General features: G+C 43.7%; 17 protein-coding genes. 14 read left to right on the top strand and 3 right to left on the bottom strand.

The genetic code is table 11. The features are described from left to right. The first annotated feature begins 71 nt into the window (after nt 1-71). The 6 genes from RH061_RS05375 (at nt 72) to RH061_RS05400 (ending at nt 3,854) form a co-directional block, all read left to right on the top strand. Nucleotides 72-392: a hypothetical protein gene (locus RH061_RS05375; RefSeq protein WP_311074462.1), complete on the top strand. Its 321-nt coding sequence runs from the start codon at nt 72-74 to the stop codon at nt 390-392. 158 nt (nt 393-550) lie between these two features. Next, entirely contained in the window at nt 551-1,228 is a 678-nt protein-coding gene (locus RH061_RS05380; protein ID WP_311074463.1) for a nucleotide-binding protein, read from the top strand. 14 nt (nt 1,229-1,242) lie between these two features. After that, nucleotides 1,243-1,473, top strand: a complete 231-nt coding sequence (locus tag RH061_RS05385) for a 4Fe-4S binding protein (RefSeq protein ID WP_031307999.1) — start codon at nt 1,243-1,245, stop codon at nt 1,471-1,473. A gap of 16 nt (nt 1,474-1,489) precedes the next feature. Further along, nucleotides 1,490-2,554: a 3-methyl-2-oxobutanoate dehydrogenase subunit VorB gene (locus RH061_RS05390; RefSeq protein WP_311074465.1), complete on the top strand. Its 1,065-nt coding sequence runs from the start codon at nt 1,490-1,492 to the stop codon at nt 2,552-2,554. Beyond that, nucleotides 2,551-3,309, top strand: coding sequence for a thiamine pyrophosphate-dependent enzyme (locus RH061_RS05395; RefSeq protein ID WP_311074466.1), 759 nt, complete (start codon nt 2,551-2,553; stop codon nt 3,307-3,309). Before RH061_RS05390 ends, RH061_RS05395 begins: the two co-directional genes overlap by 4 nt. After that, nucleotides 3,309-3,854 (top strand): 2-oxoacid:ferredoxin oxidoreductase subunit gamma family protein, encoded by a 546-nt coding sequence (locus RH061_RS05400; protein ID WP_311076281.1) that lies wholly within the window; start codon nt 3,309-3,311, stop codon nt 3,852-3,854. Before RH061_RS05395 ends, RH061_RS05400 begins: the two co-directional genes overlap by 1 nt. A gap of 420 nt (nt 3,855-4,274) precedes the next feature. Here the strand turns inward: RH061_RS05400 and RH061_RS05405 are convergent, their stop codons facing one another. Next, nucleotides 4,275-4,802 carry a D-glycero-alpha-D-manno-heptose-1,7-bisphosphate 7-phosphatase gene (locus RH061_RS05405; protein WP_311074468.1) on the bottom strand — a complete coding sequence of 176 codons (528 nt, stop codon included), beginning with the start codon at nt 4,800-4,802 and terminating at the stop codon, nt 4,275-4,277. Nucleotides 4,803-4,813: 11 nt separating this feature from the next. After that, nucleotides 4,814-5,431, bottom strand: coding sequence for a DNA-3-methyladenine glycosylase (locus RH061_RS05410; protein WP_311076282.1), 618 nt, complete (start codon nt 5,429-5,431; stop codon nt 4,814-4,816). A gap of 181 nt (nt 5,432-5,612) precedes the next feature. On the opposite strand from RH061_RS05410, the gene ytvI reads away from it, so the two are divergent. Both ytvI and RH061_RS05420 read left to right on the top strand, forming a co-directional pair. Beyond that, entirely contained in the window at nt 5,613-6,644 is a 1,032-nt protein-coding gene (ytvI, locus tag RH061_RS05415) for a sporulation integral membrane protein YtvI (protein WP_311074469.1), read from the top strand. Between the two features lie 78 nt (nt 6,645-6,722). Beyond that, entirely contained in the window at nt 6,723-6,902 is a 180-nt protein-coding gene (locus tag RH061_RS05420; protein ID WP_311074470.1) for an H-type small acid-soluble spore protein, read from the top strand. Between the two features lie 15 nt (nt 6,903-6,917). Here RH061_RS05420 and RH061_RS05425 read toward each other — a convergent pair whose 3' ends face one another. Next, complete coding sequence (locus RH061_RS05425; protein WP_311074472.1) at nt 6,918-8,192, bottom strand: ATP-binding protein; 1,275 nt, start codon at nt 8,190-8,192, stop codon at nt 6,918-6,920. A 295-nt stretch (nt 8,193-8,487) separates the two neighbouring features. On the opposite strand from RH061_RS05425, the gene RH061_RS05430 reads away from it, so the two are divergent. From RH061_RS05430 to RH061_RS05455, 6 genes are read left to right on the top strand one after another with little or no spacing between them, the layout of a single operon-like run. Next, nucleotides 8,488-10,113: a GGDEF domain-containing response regulator gene (locus RH061_RS05430; RefSeq protein WP_311076283.1), complete on the top strand. Its 1,626-nt coding sequence runs from the start codon at nt 8,488-8,490 to the stop codon at nt 10,111-10,113. Continuing rightward, a complete protein-coding gene (locus tag RH061_RS05435; protein WP_311074474.1) occupies nt 10,114-11,160 on the top strand; it encodes a HEAT repeat domain-containing protein in 1,047 nt (348 codons plus the stop codon). Beyond that, nucleotides 11,157-12,560 carry a glycosyltransferase family 2 protein gene (locus tag RH061_RS05440; RefSeq protein ID WP_311074476.1) on the top strand — a complete coding sequence of 468 codons (1,404 nt, stop codon included), beginning with the start codon at nt 11,157-11,159 and terminating at the stop codon, nt 12,558-12,560. The genes RH061_RS05435 and RH061_RS05440 overlap by 4 nt, the downstream gene beginning before the upstream one ends. Next, on the top strand, nt 12,557-15,808 hold the full coding sequence (locus RH061_RS05445; protein ID WP_311074478.1) for a hypothetical protein: 3,252 nt from the start codon (nt 12,557-12,559) through the stop codon (nt 15,806-15,808). The genes RH061_RS05440 and RH061_RS05445 overlap by 4 nt, the downstream gene beginning before the upstream one ends. Beyond that, on the top strand, nt 15,808-16,188 hold the full coding sequence (locus tag RH061_RS05450; RefSeq protein WP_311076284.1) for a response regulator transcription factor: 381 nt from the start codon (nt 15,808-15,810) through the stop codon (nt 16,186-16,188). Before RH061_RS05445 ends, RH061_RS05450 begins: the two co-directional genes overlap by 1 nt. After that, nucleotides 16,166-18,610, top strand: a complete 2,445-nt coding sequence (locus RH061_RS05455; protein WP_311074480.1) for an ATP-binding protein — start codon at nt 16,166-16,168, stop codon at nt 18,608-18,610. The genes RH061_RS05450 and RH061_RS05455 overlap by 23 nt, the downstream gene beginning before the upstream one ends. Nucleotides 18,611-18,776: the final 166 nt, after the last annotated feature.

The raw sequence follows: 18,776 nt of genomic DNA on the forward strand, positions 1-18,776 counted from the left end.
AATATCAAAACCCCCCTGTTTGGATATTAACTTACTATAATGATAGTGTAATCCAAATGGAGGTGCCAATAATGAACGTAACGACGATTATTGAATTGGAAAATCGTGAAGTTGAGAAGATGGCTGGCGCAAAATTAGTATTTATACAGGAACAGATTGATGCAAATATCGTGGAAACATGCGTTGATTGTTTTAAATATGAAGGTTCTGAAGATTGCCTGGATACAGATGATGCGATGCAAAAGGTGTTTAATACACTGAAAGCGGAAGGGTTGATACCTGAAGCAGTAGAAGATTTTTCTTATGAGATGCCGTCTTGCGAGAGATTGAGAAAAGATGTGTATGAAGAACAGGACATGCCGCAAAAAGTGATTCTGAGCTTTGCTATATAATACTTAAAAAAGGAGTTCTTTCTTGGAGCTCCTTTTTTAAGTTGATTTCAAACACTTTTTACGAAAAACGTGACTTTTATCAAAGAGAAGACATGCAGAAATTTATATAATGGAGTTGACATAAAATGAAAACGCTTTCAACAGGGAGGAGGGAACCGGTGAAAAAAGGAGCGGACATCACCATCATTACAGGCCATTTCGGCAGCGGTAAAACGGAGATATCCATTAATCTAGCTTTGGAGGCAAAGAAAACGAATGCCAGGACGGCAGTGGCAGACCTGGACATTGTGAATCCATATTATCGTGCGCGGGACGCCCGCGAAATTTTTGACCAGAATGGAATAGAACTGATTGCACCGGCTGAAAGGCTTGCTGCTGCAGATTTGCCGATTGTTCCTGGAGATATGGGCAGGGTGATTTATGACCCGGAATATAAGCTGATCGTCGATGCTGGCGGGGATAAAGATGGAGCAACAGCTTTAGGGCAATTTTATAACGATTGGAAAGATATGAAGCTTGAGGTGTTGTTTATCTTGAACGCCAACCGGCCTTATGTCAGTACTCTGGAGGGGGCGGTGGAGACATTGCAAAAAATCGAGGCAGCCTCGAGGCTGAAAATCACAGGAATCATCAATAACTCCAATGTAGGATCGGAGACGACCATTCAGGATGTTGAAAAGGGGCTGGCGTTAAGCAAGGAGCTGGCAGATCAATTGGGTATTCCTTTGTTGACCACGATGGTGCCCGAGCATCTATCAGCTGAAATTGCCGGAATCGAGACGGAATCCCCGGTGAAAGTAGTTACGAGGTATTTAAAATTGCCATGGGAAATGTAAAGGAGGCAAAAGTGGTGGAGCAGAGAGTTGTTTTTAACGAGGAAACCTGCAAATCATGCAAGCTGTGCGTGAATGCTTGTCCAACCAATGTGATTTATCTTGCTGATTACTTGAATGAAAAAGGCTACCGGCCGGCAGTTGTGACAGACCAGGAAAATTGCATCAGCTGCGGCAAATGTGCCCAAATGTGTCCGGATTCGGTCATCACTGTCTATAGGCCAGAAAAGGTAAGGAAATCTGTTTAGCGAAGGAGTTTTGACAATGGGGAAAGTACTTATGAAGGGCAACGAAGTCATCGCGGAAGCTGCTGTCCATGCGGGCTGCAAGTATTTTTTCGGCTATCCGATCACACCGCAGAGTGAGCTCGTTGCCTATATGGCCAGAAGGCTTCCCGAGGTTGGCGGGTTATTTTTACAGGCGGAAAGTGAAGTTGCAGCGATCAATATGGTATATGGAGCGGCCGGAACCGGTGTGCGCGTAATGACATCATCATCGAGCCCGGGTTTCAGCCTGAAGCAGGAAGGAATCTCTTATCTGGTTGGTGCAGAACTGCCGGCCCTGATTGTGAATGTTGTCCGTGGAGGTCCTGGACTTGGCAATATCCAGCCTGCGCAATCGGACTATTTCCAGGTGACAAAAGGAGGAGGCCATGGTGATTATCATACGCCTGTACTGGCTCCGTCCACATTACAGGAAATCATTGACCTGACAGAAGCGGCGTTTGATATCGCTGACCGCTACCGGACGCCCGTCATCCTGCTAGGAGACGGCATGCTCGGACAGATGATGGAACCTGTTGAGTTCAAAGAGCTAAGTGAAAGAGAGCCGGAACAGAAGGAATGGGCTACGACCGGTACCCGCGGTGATGGAAAACCTAGAATTATCTCATCCCTTGAATTGAATGCCGATGCGCTTGAAAAACGGAATGAACTTTTACAGAAAAAATTCGCCTTGATCAAGCAAAATGAATCCAGATACGAAACATTTGAAACCGAAGATGCTGATTATATCGTAACTGCTTACGGAACAGCAGCAAGGATTGCCATGAATGCAATCAATAAAGTACGGAAGGACGGACTGAAAATCGGAATGATCCGGCCGATCACGCTCTGGCCATTCCCTGAGCAGCCGTTCATTGAAACACGTGACAGGGTAAAGGGCTATCTATCAGTAGAGATGAGTGCAGGCCAAATGGTTGAGGATGTCAGGCTTGCTGTCGAGGGCCGGGCCCCGGTTTCATTCTTTGGCCGTACTGGCGGGGTCGTACCTACGCAGGAGGAAATCTATGACCAAATAATCAAACTGGCAGGGGGTGTCGAGGTATGATAATGAAGACCGTGTTTGAGAAAACATCCGGATTGACGGATAACCAGACGCACTATTGTCCCGGCTGTACGCACGGAATCATCCACAGGATGGTAGGCGAAGTACTCGAGGAAATGGGGATTCTGGAGGATACAGTTGGAGTCGCTTCTGTTGGATGCTCTGTCCTGTCCTATGAATATTTCAATTGTGATATGACCCAAGCTGCCCATGGCAGAGCCCCGGCTGTCGCAACAGGCATCAAGCGCGTTTTGCCTGACCGCTTTGTTTTTACCTACCAGGGAGATGGCGACCTTGCCTCAATTGGAATTGCCGAGGCTGTCCATGCTGCTGCAAGAGGTGAAAACATCACTGTCATTTTTGTGAATAATGCGATTTATGGAATGACTGGAGGACAAATGGCGCCGACAACATTGGTTGGCCAGAAAACGGCCACGACTCCATTCGGCCGGGATGGGAGCATCCAGGGTTTGCCGATCAGGGTGAGCGAAATGCTGTCAACCCTTGATGGAACAGCCTATATTGAAAGAGTTTCAACGCATGATGTACCGAACATCCTCAAAGCGAAGAAAGCAATCCGCAAAGCATTTGAAACACAGAAGCAAGGACTCGGTTTCTCTATGGTCGAAGTCCTTTCCAGTTGTCCGACAAACTGGGGACTTGATCCAAATGAATCGCTGGATTGGATAAAGGATAATATGGTACCTGCCTATCCTCTTGGTGTGTATAAGGATGCACAGAAGGGGGATGTTCGTTGATGGAGGAAATATTGATTGCCGGCTTTGGCGGCCAGGGAGTCATGTCGATGGGCCAGTTGATTGCTTATGCTGGGATGAAGGAAGGAAAGTTTGTATCATGGCTGCCTTCATACGGTCCCGAGCAGCGAGGGGGAACTGCAAACTGTGCAGTCGTTGTCAGCGAGGAACAGGTAGGTTCTCCGCTCGTTTCCAGACCGACGACAGCGATCGTGCTGAATAACCCTTCATATGAAAAATTTGAACCGATGGTCAGAGCTGGCGGGTTATTAATAGTGAACTCATCTTTGATTTCAAAAGGATCAGAAAGAACTGATATAAGAGTTTTAAATATTGATGCAACCGACAAGGCGAACGAGCTAGGGAATCCAAAAGTCGCAAATATGATCCTGCTTGGAGCGTTCCTGGAGGAAACAGGCATACTGTCTGATGACTCCATTTTGGAAGCATTGAAAAAAGTGCTTTCTCCGGAAAAGCACTCTCTTTTGGAAATCAATCGCCAGGCACTCGAACTCGGCCGGTCTTTAGCCAACATAGCGGCAATATAGGACAGAGTACTAGCTGAGCATAAACAAATACATCAGGTTAATCTGGATTTCCCTTAACGATCAAAGCAGCAGTCCAAATGAATTCGGACTGCTTTTTTATATAATAACCGGAGATTTCCGGTTAGACTGCAAAATCGAGCCGAGTTGGGGGTGTATAAGCGGAGGTTTTCCGGCTAAGCAAAGAAAAATCACGGGAATTTGCGCTTTTTGATTATTAGTCAGAATCTTTCCGCCTATTTAAGCTATATTCAATGCTATTTCGTAATAAGCGAAATTTCTCCGCTTATTTTCAGCACAACTTGATGGTCTGGCTCCGCACCACTTTACTGAGCTTTTTGCATGCTTATTCAATTGCTAATGTTCATGCAAAAACCAGTTTGTATTTCTTAAAACCAACACTTCATTCATGATGTGAAACCCTTACTCCAAGAGCTCTAAAATCAACGGAACGGCTGCTTGGAGGGAAGGGGCTTTCTTATCGGCAGCTGTTTCTTCCGTCCCGATGAAGACTGTTTTGCAGCCAGCTTTTTTGCCGGCTTCGATATCACGTTCGTGATCGCCGACCATGACACTTCCTGTCAATTCAAGATTATGCCTGCTGGCAAGGTCAATCAGCATTCCGGGGTTGGGTTTGCGGCATTCGCACCCTTCCTTCGGTTTGTGGGGACAGTAAGCAACCTCCTTGATATGGCCGCCATGCTCCTTGATCATCTTAATCATATGTACATGGATTTCCTGAAGGCGCTTTTCCTTTAGGAATCCAAGGCCAACGCCACCCTGATTGGTGACGACGAATATCTCATAGCCAGCCCTGCTCAATTCTGCAACGGCTTCTGCTGCCCCTTCTAGAAGGTATAAGTCTTCCGGCCGGTTGACGAATTTAACCCGGTGGGACAGTACTTCATTAAGGACCCCGTCCCTGTCCAGGAAAATGGCTTTTTTCTTCATTTTGATCCCCCTCAGTTCAGGATGATTTTTTCAGCATTCTGGTGCCGGGAAACATAGCGGTTACCGGTGATCCAGTAGCGCCATGGATAGTCTCTTGCTTCCCCGGAGTTATCGATTCCAATTCTCTTGCCTGATGAAATGCTTTCAGGCACGAACCCTCCGGTGATGTATAGCGGTTTCTCTGTTAAGGGATGCCCATAATCCGACATCTTTATGCCCATTGCTTTTGTCAGCTTCCCGGGACCATTGGTGAGATTGGGGGATACCTCCATGCCTCGCCGCCTGACCATTAGATCTTGGCCTTCAAGTGGTTCCACTGCCCTAATCAGCACAGCCTCTGGATTGCCTTCTTTTCCACTGACTACATTGAATAGAATATGGGTATGCATGACATAAGTATAAGCAAGTCCGGCCCGGTGGAACATGACCTCCGTCCTCTTTGTCCTGCGATTATTATAACTATGTGCTGCCTGATCCATCGGGCCAATATAGGCTTCCGTCTCCACGATTATCCCTGCAGTTGTTCCTTCTTCAGATTCTTTCACCAAAGTGCATCCAAGCAAGGAAACAGCCAATTCAAGGGTAGGCTGTTGATAAAATTCAATGCCAAGTGCCTGAAATTTCCCCATATGTTCTGACATAATACCTCCTGCTAACTGTTTTTAACCTTTATACCCTCCAGATGAAGGAGTCACCCATTAATTTTGCCCAAAAGTACTAATGAAAAAAATTAGCGGAGAAACCAAAGATGGTATATAGTATTTTTAAAGCTAATGTTTTATTTTTTACCTTAGAGGGAGTATCAATAATATGTGGAAAAAATGGCTATTGATTGCAGTGATTGCTGTAATAATTTTTTTCCTTGTACCATATAGCCTTCCGCTCATTTTTGCTATGCTAACAGCAGTCATGCTCGAAGGATTGGTTCAATGGATTATCAAAAGATTTTCATTTAAGCGTCTACAGGCTGTGATTGGTATCTTTATCGGCTATGTGGTCTTCCTTGGTGTGATTGGATATAATCTTGTCTCAATGATTGCTCATCAGGCGGTATCCTTATCTGAGCGAACTCCTACATTCGTCAGGGATATTTACAGGACGGCCATACTTCCAATGATGGGCAAGTGGGAATTTTATTCCAAAAACTTCCCTGATGAAGTCACAGACCAAATCGAGACGACGATTGAAACGAATATTAATACACTTGATTCTCTTTTACAGCAATTCATAGCCGGCACAATCAACTTACTGACGGCCATACCAGGATTCATGATTGAATTTCTTGTTTATCTTATTGCGTTATTCTTGTTCAGTCTTGAACTTCCTAATATAAAAATGAAGCTGGAGTCTCACTTAAGAGAAGAGACCAGGCAGAAGGTCTTCCTTGTTGGAAGCCAGTTAAACAAGGCGGGTATAGGCTTTTTAAAAGCCCAGGTGATCTTGAGTGCCGTCACCTTTATCATGGCTATGGCGGGCCTGAGCATTCTGGGTGTTAAATATACAGGACTGCTGTCATTATTGATTGTCATTGTCGATATTCTGCCGATCCTTGGAACAGGGTCTGTTCTTGTGCCCTGGGCTGTCATTGCCATTTTACAGGATAATCATTTTTTAGGAATCGGATTGATCATCCTGTTCCTGGTCATTACTGTTGTCCGCAGGGTGATCGAGCCAAAGATTTACTCAACCAACCTGGGCATATCACCGCTTGCCTCATTGGTCAGCATGTATATTGGACTCAAGCTTTTCGGGATTGCCGGTATTTTTATCGGTCCGATCATCGTGATTATTTACGACACTTTAAGAAAAGCGAATGTGATTCGACTCAACTTCAGGATTTAATTTCTAAGCCGTTTTTTTGGATAGCAGAACATGATTAAGCATAAATTATGTTTGTTACCAAGAAGGAGGAACTCAGCAATGAATGTAGGCCGGGCGAAAGAAATCGTTGAGTCAGCAGATATGATCAATGTGACGTATGATGGAACGCCAGTCATTATCCAGCATGTAGATGAGAAAAGCAAAATGGCGAGGATTTATTCTAAATCGGAACCTGATGTAGAAAGGGACGTTCCAGTCTTGAATTTAATAGAGGAATAGGAAAACGGGAGAATATTACGTCTCCCGTTTTTCTGTATCATAAAGCGGCAATGTGATCTTAAATATGGTGCCTTCGTTAAGTTTGCTTTTTACATCCATCGTACCGCCCATTTCCTGAATGATGTTATTCACGACCATCATCCCGAGTCCAGTACCTTTTTCGGCCTTTGTTGAAAAATAAGGCTCGCCAATTTTGGCTAATTGCTGCGGTGACATGCCGCATCCAGTATCTTCAATGGTTATCGATACATGATTGTTTGCCATCTCCCGGCAGCTGATCACAAGATCACCGCCGTTTGGCATTGCTTCAATACCATTTTTGATGATATTGAGTATGCATTGATGGAATTTGACAGTTTCTCCGGAGATGTTCATTCCTGCCATTAAATCCTTTTTTATATTTACCGAGAAATGATTGGCGTAAGGCAGGATTAATTCAAGAGCTTTTTCTACTTCTTCTTTAACACTGATCAATGATGCCTTATTCGATTGTGGCTTTGCGAAATTAAGGTAATCTTTGATAATTGTTTCTGCACGGTCCAGTTCATCAATGGCTGTATTCAAATAATAAAGCCTCTTTTCCTCATCAATGCTTGGATCTTTCAACATTTGCAAAAAACCACGTGTGACCGTAAGCGGATTACGGACCTCATGACTGACACTCGCAGCCAATTGGGACACGACTTCAATCTTATCAGATTTTAATACAGCTTTATGTAAAAGTTGGTTCTGTCTCATGATCTCAATATAATAAGTAACAATAAAAATCCCGCCTGAAAGGGCCAGGCCGTATAGGAGCATGAATTGAAACTTTGACAGGTCGTCAAACACCGCCGCCTTCATCAGGAAAATGAGGACCGTATAGGAAAGGGCGATTGCCACAACAGTATATAACTTCCTGGAAAGCGGGAAAGACCTGAACTTTCCGGACAGGTAAATGGTTAAAATGGTGATCGTTAGCATATTGAAAAAATTGATCCACACACCGTTACCACCAAAGGGTATCCTTGCGGCTGCAACTATGATGAAAAGCAGGATGCTTACGACCGGACCTCCATACAAGCCACCGACGACAACAGGGATCAATCGGAGGTCAAAGATGAAATCAGCACTGCCAATCACCGTGAAAGACATACAAAAGAGGATCTGAATTCCACCTAGGACAATAACGAAGAGTTTGGCGTGCTTCCTATATAAATTTGTATATTTGTTAATGAGAATGTATTGGAACACAAATGTAGAAAACAGGATGAAGATCAGATTCAATACAAGAATGGTTAATTGGTCCATAGTTTAATCTCCTGTCAACAAGGAGCAACGTACTCCATCAAAAATAAATTCGCTGAAAAGACAAATTATTCAAATATATTACTTTTACTTTAACATAAAAGTTGTCTGCCGTTTCTATTTTTTGCTGTTTCGACTAGGAAACTTGGTTTTTGATCCTTGTTGAGAAGCACCAAGTTTAAAAGGATTGAAAACAAGAAAGTTTTACTAGCAAACCAAAGGATGATTTATAATCATCTATGTGCTAGATTAAAATTAAAATTAGTATAAACAAAACTTGTTGCCACTTAATATTGAGGTGTGGAAATTGGCGATTGAAAAATACCAGAATCTCCTGTTTGAAAAGATGAAAGCACAGATTTCCGAATGGTTTGATTTGAACAATACAGATGTAATCAAAAACGAAGATGTTTATAGCTTTTTGCATTCATTGAAAGGTACGGCAGGAACAATCCAGTTAGGCGGGCTCTATCATCTTGCCTCAAAGCTTCTGGATCAGCTTGAATTGAAATCACAGGAACAATGGGAAAAGTGCGAGCTGAGGGAATTTCTGTTCGAACTCGTCAGCCTGAGTTATCAGTACGAACATTTCAAGGAAACAGACTTGAAAATAGCTGAACCATCGGATACTGAACTTCCTGTCGTACAAATGGTTTGTGAGGATATCTCGATGCTGATCCTCATGAAAGAAGCACTGGAGGAGAATGGCTGGATGGTGATGACGAGTTCAGACCCGGAGAAAGCACTCTCACTCTATTATGACCTTCAACCAGATTGTCTGGTCATCGATATCGACTTTACTGAAATAGACGGGTTTCAGATTTTAGAGAACATCCAGCAGCATAATCATAAACAATTTGTTCCGAAAGTGATCCTCAGCACTGAAAATAACCGTCTAACGAGAATCAAGGCATATGAAATGGGAGCTGATGACTTTATTGGCAAGCCTGTTAACTTGGAAGAATTCGGTGTCCGGATCAAGAGGCAATTGCAGAGAAAGCAAATCTTTGACGAATCTGTCCTGATTGATGAATTGACAAAGGTGTATAATAGAAGATTTCTATTCGATTTACTTGAGCGTTATTTAAAAGAGCTGGAGCGGTCAAATAGTGTATTCTCGATCGCCCTTTTGGACCTCGATTATTTTAAAAATATAAATGACTCATATGGTCATCTCACCGGTGATAAAGTGCTCGAAGCTTTTGCTGACTTTTTGAAAAAAAACCTTAGAGGCAGCGATATTATCTTCCGATATGGAGGAGAGGAATTTGTCATCCTGCTTCCAAGGACAAACTGCCAAGAAGCAATCGACGTGATCAACCGGATTTTGGATCAATTTAGGTCAATGGAGTTTGACGAACAAGGCAAAACTTTTCATCTCAGCTTTTCGGCAGGGGTCTATATGGTAGATAATCCGGCCGAAGCAAGCCAGGATATCCTGAAAATGGCCGACCATGCCCTTTACGAAGCAAAGGGAAAAGGACGTTCAAGAGTCCAGGGGGCCAATGTATCCGATCAGCCCGCAAATAACATTCTCCATGTATCTGTCATTGATGATGATGCGATTATCCGTACGCTACTGGTCAGGGTCCTCCAAACGATTGATACCGAAAAAGTAGAGTTAAATATCAAATCCTTTGAAAATGGAGAGAAGTTTTTTGAATCAGAGCGTCTCACCGAGAAGGGCAAGCATTTTCTCATTCTCGATGGTGTCATGCCTGTCATGGATGGAATCGAGGTTTTGGACAAGGTTAAAAATAGTCCTCAATCCAGCGGGGTCCATGTCCTGATGCTAACTGGCAGAAAGTCGGAATATGATATCGCTCGGGCATTGAAGCTTGGTGCTGATGATTATGTGACAAAGCCTTTCAGCATAACGGAACTGCAGGCAAGAATCCAAAGGCTGATCAAAAGGATGTTTTAGATGATACACGATGATATCAAGTTTTTACTGACGGTCTTTGAGTGGCTGATGGGCATCCTTTTGTTATTGCTATTCTACCTGATCGCCAGGAAGGCCGCGGAGATTCGGCTTCGAAAAAAAGTCGAGGAAAATAAAACCAAGATGAATGATAAGCTCCTTCATTCCATCCTGACGGGAGATTTCCTGCGGTCATTACAGGCAGATACGAAAGCGAAAAAGCTGGCTATGGAAGAACTCCTCAGCCATTATTCGGACATCCTCGAAGGAACTGAAGAGAAGCAGAACCTGAATCTGCTGGCCGAAACCAGGCTGGGCGAGGGGTATCGAAGGGCTTTGTCAAGCTACAGATGGAGCACCAGAATGAATGCCCTTTTTCATATTGAGGCATTTCATATGGAAAGCGTAAAGGAAGACATTCAAGCCATGCTGAAGCGAAGAAGGGTGACGAAAGAGGAAAAAATAAAGGGATTGTCTTTTCTGGCTCAAATTCAGGATAAAGAAATATACAGATTAGTAACGGAAGAATATAAAGAACTTTCCTATCTGGAGTACAGAAACATCCTCTCCAGGCTTGATGAAAAAAGCCTGGAACAATTCATGCTCGGGTATCATTCCAGTCAGCTTCAATTAAAATTCGCCATCATTGATCTTGTAGGGTTGAAAAAGAACCTCGCCTACCTTAACTTTGTTGAATCTACTTTTTCCAACAGCAGTGGAGAGGAGCGGGTTCGGGCCTTGAAGGCTCTTGCAGCAATTGGCCATACCAACAATGCGAAAAATTTCCTCCCTTTATTGAGTTCGCCGAATTGGGAAGAACGGATGCTATCTGCTAGATTAGCTGGTGAAATGAAGTGTGATGAAGCCATTCATGGACTGGTACAGCTTCTCCAGGATCCATCATGGTGGGTGCGTTCCCAGGCAGGTCAATCCATCACTCGTTTCCCGCAAGGCAAAAAGATCCTTCAGCAGGTCATTGATTCAAGCAGCGATTCCTTTGCGAAAGACATGGCATGGGAATGGATGAATAAAGGAGTCTATCAATCATGAATCTGCAGGACATCGGTGTTTATTTTTCATGGTTCATTTTAATCTATATGATTGTCGTCATCACCTTCTATTCTGTTGTCATGCTTATATCCGTCATTCAGCTAAGAAAAGAATACAGGCTGGATCGGGAGAAGTCTTTTGGCGATTATGCTGAGGATATCTATACAAAGCCAGTTTCCATCATTGTGCCTGCTTTTAACGAGGAGGCTGGGATTGTCCACAGTATCCGCTCACTGCTCAGTATTAACTACCCGGTATTTGAAATTATTGTAGTGAACGATGGTTCCTCTGATAGGACAGTGGACGTCCTGATTGAGCAGTATGAGATGAAGGAAATCAAGAAAGTGATCCGCAGGCAGGTTCACTCTAAACACATAAAAAAAGTTTATCAGTCTCAAATACTTCCTAATCTGTACCTGGTTGACAAGGATAATGGGGGAAAAGCAGATGCACTGAACACCGGACTGAACTTTTCACATTATCCATATGTTTGTTCCCTGGATGGTGATTCAGTCCTTGAAAGAGATGCGTTCTTAAAGGTGATGAAGCCAATCATCGAGTCAAACGAAGAAGTTATTGCCTCTGGCGGAAGCATCCGTATTGCCAATGGATGTGAAATAAGGAATGGCGAAGTTCTTAAAATTGGATTATCCAAAAATCCACTGGTGATCATGCAGGTAATCGAATATTTGCGGGCCTTTTTGATGGGAAGGATTGGCCTGAGCAGACATAATTTGCTGCTGATCATCTCAGGTGCCTTTGGTGTCTTCTCCAAGCACTGGGTGGTACAGGCTGGAGGATACCGATCCGATACGGTCGGGGAGGATATGGAGCTTGTAGTCCGGATCCATCGGCTACTGAAAGAAACAAAGCAAAAGAAACGGATTGTGTATGTGCCGGACCCGGTTTGCTGGACGGAGGTTCCGGAAAGCACGAAATATTTGAAGCGGCAAAGGCGAAGATGGCATAGAGGGCTGTTTGAAAGCCTGTGGATCCACAGGAAGCTGACTTTCAACCCGAAATATGGATTGATTGGATTCGTTTCCTTTCCTTATTTCTGGATAGTGGAATTCCTCGGGCCCATCGTCGAGCTTTCAGGTTATATTTATATCGTCATTTCCTTGTTTGCAGGAGGAATTTATCTTGAGTTTGCGATATTAATATTCCTGTTGTCCTGTTTGTATGGATCGATCTTTTCAGCATTCGCGATTTTGCTGGAAGAATGGAGCCTTAGAAAATATCCCAGAATATCTGATTTGCTTAAGCTATTCCTCTATTCATTAACAGAAACGATTTGGTATCGGCCTCTCACAGTGTTCTGGCGCTGCCAGGGTGTCTGGCAAATGATCCGGGGCGAAAGCGGCTGGGGTGAAATGAAAAGAAAAGGTGTATCACAATGAAATCAATTTTCGACAAGCACTCTCATGTATTCGTCCTGGGCTTTGTTTTTTTAACAGTATCTGTCCTCTCAAGCCCTTTTTGGCTCTGGCAATTGAAACCGGAAGAAACATTGGATATTTTGATAGTCGATAAAACCGTACCGGATAAGGACTATCGGGAACATAAAGGACTAACCTGGGTTTTGAACAATGAAAAGTATATAAAGTCTGATGGCAGCCCTTATTCGGCTGCTTCAGACTATATCGGATTCAAGCATTTGAATCATGACACTTTTTCCGGAGAAACAATTCCTGAAAATCTGGACCAATATAATGTCATTTATCTAGCAGATCTGTATGGAGTGTATGAAGAAGAGTTCCACGGTGAAAATGAAACCGGCAAAAGGTCGAAACAGCTGTATGGCGGATTGCAGCTTGAAGATGTCAAAGTGTTAGAGAGAGAGCTGCTAGAGGGGAATAAGACTTTGATTTCAGAATTCAACACCTTCGGGAGCCCGACTGAAGAATCGGCAAGGAAGGAAATGACCAATCTGCTAAATGTCCGCTGGAGTGGCTGGACGGGCCGATATTTCACGAAGCTTGAAGGAAATGAAGTCCCACGTTGGATCATCACTCAATATGAATCGCAGAACAAGGAATGGGATTTTTCCGGTCCGGGATTAGTATTTGTCAATGAAGAAGATTATGTGGCTGTTCTTGACCAAACAAAGCTTTCAGGTAAAGGACTGGATTTCAAGCTAACCGAAAATGGGAAGGAGCATTTCAGCTCTGACCTTGATACAAGCTACACCTATTGGTTCGATATCGTTGAGCCATTGGATGTTAATGAGGTGATGGCCAGTTATCACTTGCCTATCAAGGATGAGGCCAGAACTGAAATGGCGGGTTACGGGATTCCAGACCAGTTTCCTGCTGTGATTTATCACCAAAATCAAAAATATTCAGCCTATTATTTTGCCGGAGATTATGCAGATGAGGCAGAGGTTCCGGATATCTACCAAACTAAAGGGTTAACTTCCTGGAAAAAAGCCGTCGAAGGAAAACGGTCTTTTTACTGGTCAGCCTATGTACCGATGATAAAAGAGATTCTTTCAAATGGCTTACATGAATCATCCGGGAAGGCAGCAGACCTTGAAGTTGCCACTGCTGGGGAAATCCGGTATTACAGCAGCAACTCGGCTGATTCGATTCAAATCCAAAAGAATGGTAAATGGGAGGACATCCTGATAAAAGGCGCTAACATCGGAATGGGCAAGCCGGGGGCCTTTCCTGGTGAAGCGGCTATTACCAAGGAGGAGTACTTCCGCTGGTTCAAGTTGATTGGCAGTATGAATGCGAATGCGATCCGGATTTACACTTTGCATCCTCCTGAATTCTATCAAGCTTTCTACGAATATAATCAGCTGGCAAAAGAACCTTTATATTTGTTCCATGGTGCATGGGTGAATGAAGAAATCATTGTCGAAACCCAGAATGCTTTTTCCAAGGAAGTAGTGAAGGATTTCAAGCGCGAGCTTAAGCAAATGGTGGATATTGTTCATGGAAATGCAGATATAGCACCAAGCCCCGGCCATGCATCCGGAAAATATGAATACGATATTTCCCCATACGTTCTGGGATTCATCATAGGAATAGAGTGGGATCCAGGAGCTGTCCTGAGCACGAACACTATCAATAATGGGATGGAGCCATTCTCTGGGACTTATTTCAGGACGGAAAATGCAGAGCCTTTTGAAAACTGGCTTGCAGCTATGATGGAATATACAGCTGGCTACGAAACACAGCACTATCGGTGGCAGCACAGTATCAGCTTCACGAATTGGGTTACGACCGATTTACTGGAGCATCCGAGTGAACCGCTTGAAACGGAAGACATGGTTTCAGTGAATCCAAACCATATACAAAAAAATAAAGAGTTCAAAGCCGGAATGTTTGCCTCGTATCATGTTTACCCCTACTATCCGGACTTTTTGAACTATGATGAAAGCTATCAGAATTACAAGGATCAGCAGGGAAGAACGAATCATTATGCCGGTTATTTGAGAGATTTGATCCAAGCCCATGAAATGCCAGTCCTGATCGCGGAATTCGGTGTCCCTTCGTCAAGAGGCCAGACCCATAAAAATGATTCTGGAATGAACCAGGGCTCTTTGAATGAGCAGCAGCAGGGTGAAATGAACAGTTCCATGTTCAATTCAATGGTTGATGAAGGTGCTGCTGGAGGGCTAGTGTTCGCATGGCAGGATGAATGGTTCAAACGGACATGGAACACGATGGATTATGATAATCCAAACCGCCGGCCGTTTTGGTCTAATCGCCAAACGAATGAACAAAATTTTGGACTATTGAGCTTCGAGCCGGGCAAAAAAAGCTTGCCTATGCTTGTGGATGGAAGAAAAGGTGACTGGGAAAAGAAAAGGATTAAGCCTCTAAGTGATTCGAACACCGGGGCAATCAAGAGTGTGTTTGCAACCTCTGATGAATCATCCGTCTATTTCAGGCTTGACCTTGAGGATGCTTTTGACTGGGAAGAGCAATTCGCCTACCTCTTCCTTGATACCATTCCAGGACAGGGGCAGCACCGCGTCCTACTGGATGATGGTCAGGAAATGGACTCTGAACAAGGCATTGATTTTATCATAGAACTTAAAGGGCCAGAGAAGTCAAGAATCCTTGTCGACAGTTATTATGACTTGTTCTACTATCAGTACGGGAAAACGTTGAAAATGATTCCCGAGGTAAAAAAGGCTGACGAAAAAAACAATGGGATGTTTCATCCAATTCGACTTGCGCTCAACAAGGAGATGGTTCTTCCTGAAAGTGGAAGGAAAGTGCCATTTCAGTCATATGAGACAGGCAAACTGGAGTTAGGGACTGGAAATCCGGAAGATGAAAGTTTTGATTCGCTGACCGATATAAGTATTAGCGACGATAATAGGACCGTGGAAATCAGGATTCCATGGCAGCTTTTGAATGTTAAGGATCCAAGTACGAAAGAGATCATCGCCAATCTTTACGAAACAGGCTTGTCTGGAAGTGAATACATCGATGGAATCGGTGTGGCTGCAGCATTGGTTTCAACAGGAGAAAATATTACTGTACTGCCCGAGAGTCAATCCAAAATAGACAGCATGTTCTTCTACGAATGGAAGGGTTGGGAAGAACCGCGGTATTATGAACGGCTGAAAAAATCCTATAACATCATGAAAGAAACTTTTGAAAAAGCAGGGGACGAGGAAAACAATTGATGAAAAGAATTTTGCTGGCTGAGGATGAAGAAATTTTAAGAATGCTGATTACTGATACACTTGAAGATGAAGATTTTCAGGTGGTTGAAGCTGGAGACGGCCAGGAAGCGCTGGATCTTTTGAAGGATGGAAAATATGATTTGATTGTGCTTGATTATATGATGCCGGTATATTCAGGTCTCGAAGTCATCGTCAAAATAAGGCAGGAAGGCATCAATAAGGATGTCCCGATCATGATGCTTTCAGCGAAAAGCCAGCTTTCAGAACAGGAACAAGTGATTGCAGCAGGGGCTGATTATTTTATGGCCAAGCCATTCAGCCCGCTTGAACTATTGGGAAAAGTGAGAGACATACTTAATGAAAAAAATACAATTCAATAAGAATAGCATAGTCCGTCGATACATTTTCCTGATGGGGGTTTTCATTGGCGCATTCTTGCTGCTGGCTGGACTCCTGCTGTATTCTTTTTACGAGCTGAATGAAGAATATACTTCTAAGAACAGACAGCTTGAAGACAAAGAACGTCTAGTTCAGGATATGGAAGAAGCTTTTCTACAGGCCTTCATGGATGTCCGCGGTTATTTTGCCTATGGTTCGGAAAATTTGAAGGATAACGCTCTTGAGCAGGAGCCGCAGATCCTGGATTCTATGAAAGAGCTTGAAGAAATGGAAGAAGACTTTAAAGATCAGTCATTTCTAAATGAGGTTGACAAGTTCAGAGAATATTATTTTACAGAAGCTCTGCCTGTAAATCTTGGAGAATTTGAAAAAGGGAATATTGAGGCCGTCAAAGCCGCTGCGAATGAAGGAGCAACAAATAAAATCGAGGCCTTCATGGCAGACATCAACGAATATAATGAGGCAATCAATGACCAAATCGATGCAAATTTTGATGAACTTAAGAAAATCCAGTCCTATGTCCAATTCGGTTTTGTTGTGTTTGTGCTCGCCTTTCTGATTGTCCTGCTGCGGATCACAAGGCTGATGTTCAGCGAGATTGCCAGGCCGCTTGCAGGGTTTGCGGCAGCTGCCAATGAGATTGCCTATGGCAGGGAAGCGGTTATAGAAGTCGAAAAAGACCGTAATGATGAACTTGGAGTACTATCGATCGCCTTCAATCGCATGCTAGAGGGAATCCAGGAAAACGAACAAAATCTGCTTGCGCAAAACGAAGAGCTAGTGGCCCAGCAGGATGAGCTTCATGCGCAGCAGCTGGAACTTCAGGAGGCTCTTGAAATTGTAAAAAACAATGAGCAGAAGCTTAGCAGCAGGAATGAGCTGATAAACAAATTGGCTAATTCTCTTGATAAGCAAGAGGTTATGGAAAGTGCCGTCCTGAATATGTGCCCGATCATCGGTGCCGAAAAAGGGATCATCGCATTTATCGAAGACTCATCATACGCTTCATATGGGATATCACCTGGAGGAGTCGGACAGTTCCTTAACAATCTTCTATTCAGTGGAGTGGTTGACCGTCTGAAGATGGACCGAAAGCCTTTTGCCATGAAAAGGCAAGCAGCGGAAGAAGAGAAAGGTTTCCATACGGAAAACCTCCTTTCATTTGACTTGTATATCCCGATCTTTTTATCAGGGAAGAAACTGATTGCCGTTATGGCATTCAGCCGCAATGATGCGCCTTTTGATAACCGGCTGATGGAAGAGTATGAGGCAATGGCCAAAAATGTCGGCATTGCGATGGACAAGGTTAACTTATATCAAGCATCTGAAGAAGCCAGACGCTTGAACCAGGATATCCTTGACACAATTCAGGAGGGTGTCCAGTTAGTCAATACGGAGGGGAAAATTCTCCAGGTCAATAAAAAGTTCTGTGAGCTATTCCGCTGCCCGGAAAAGCTTCGAGAAATGGATGGGTGTTCATGGGCCGACTGGATTGTCCTTTTGGAGGATTCGATTGAAGAGGCTGGTGAGTTCATTAATTTCCTGAAATCAGAAGTTGCCAGTCAGGAAAAATATTCTTCTAACGAGGAGCAATTCATTTATAAAAATAAAGAAGGTAAGGTATTCAAGGTATATTGTGAAGGACTTTTCGATGGAAATACGAAGTTGGGCACAATATTCGTACATCGCAATATAACAAAAGAATTCGAGGTAGACAGGATCAAATCCGAATTTGTCAGCACCGTCAGCCATGAACTCCGAACACCGCTGGCCAGCATTCTTGGCTTTACCGAATTAATGTTAAACCGAGAGTTAAAACTCGACCGCCAGAAAAAATATTTATCAACTATTCACAATGAAGCAGGAAGGCTGACTGATTTAATCAATGATTTTCTTGATATACAGCGCATGGAATCAGGAAAGCAGGAGTACGAGAAAAAACAGCTGGCCATGCTGCTAATCATCAAGAAGGTAATCGAGCTTCAGAAGGTCCATTCAGAAAGCCATGAATTAAGCCTTGAGTTCCTGGGTGGCCGTGATTTTGTCATCGGGGATGCCGGAAAATTAGAGCAGGCACTGACAAACCTGATCCATAATGCAATAAAATATTCACCGGAAGGCGGCAGGGTCGGGGTGGTTGTTTTTGAAAAAGACGGCCGGGTTAAGATAGAAATCCAGGATGAAGGCCTGGGGATCCCTCCTGAAGCCCTTGATAGGCTGTTCGAAAAGTTCTATCGAGTGGATAATTCTGATCGCAGGTCCATTGGAGGGACAGGCCTGGGGCTTGCCATTGTGAAGGAAATCATCCATGATCACGGTGGAGATATAAGCGTTAAATCACAATTTGGAAAAGGAAGTACTTTCACCATCTCTCTCCCTGTTTCAGACAGCCAGACGGTTTAAGCTGAATGCAGGGGGAAAGAGTAAAGGCGGCAGAAATGCCGTCTTTTCTGTTGCGGCAGGCAGGTTAAAAGGGATTGCAGGCGAAATAGTGGATGTACGCTGAGGGCAGGAGATATACTATTTGTACTGAAACAAAGCAGAGGAGGAATCTCTATGGCAAAAACCT

Origin of the sequence: Mesobacillus jeotgali, from assembly GCF_031759225.1 — a bacterium.
Lineage (GTDB): Bacteria > Bacillota > Bacilli > Bacillales > Cytobacillaceae > Mesobacillus > Mesobacillus jeotgali_B.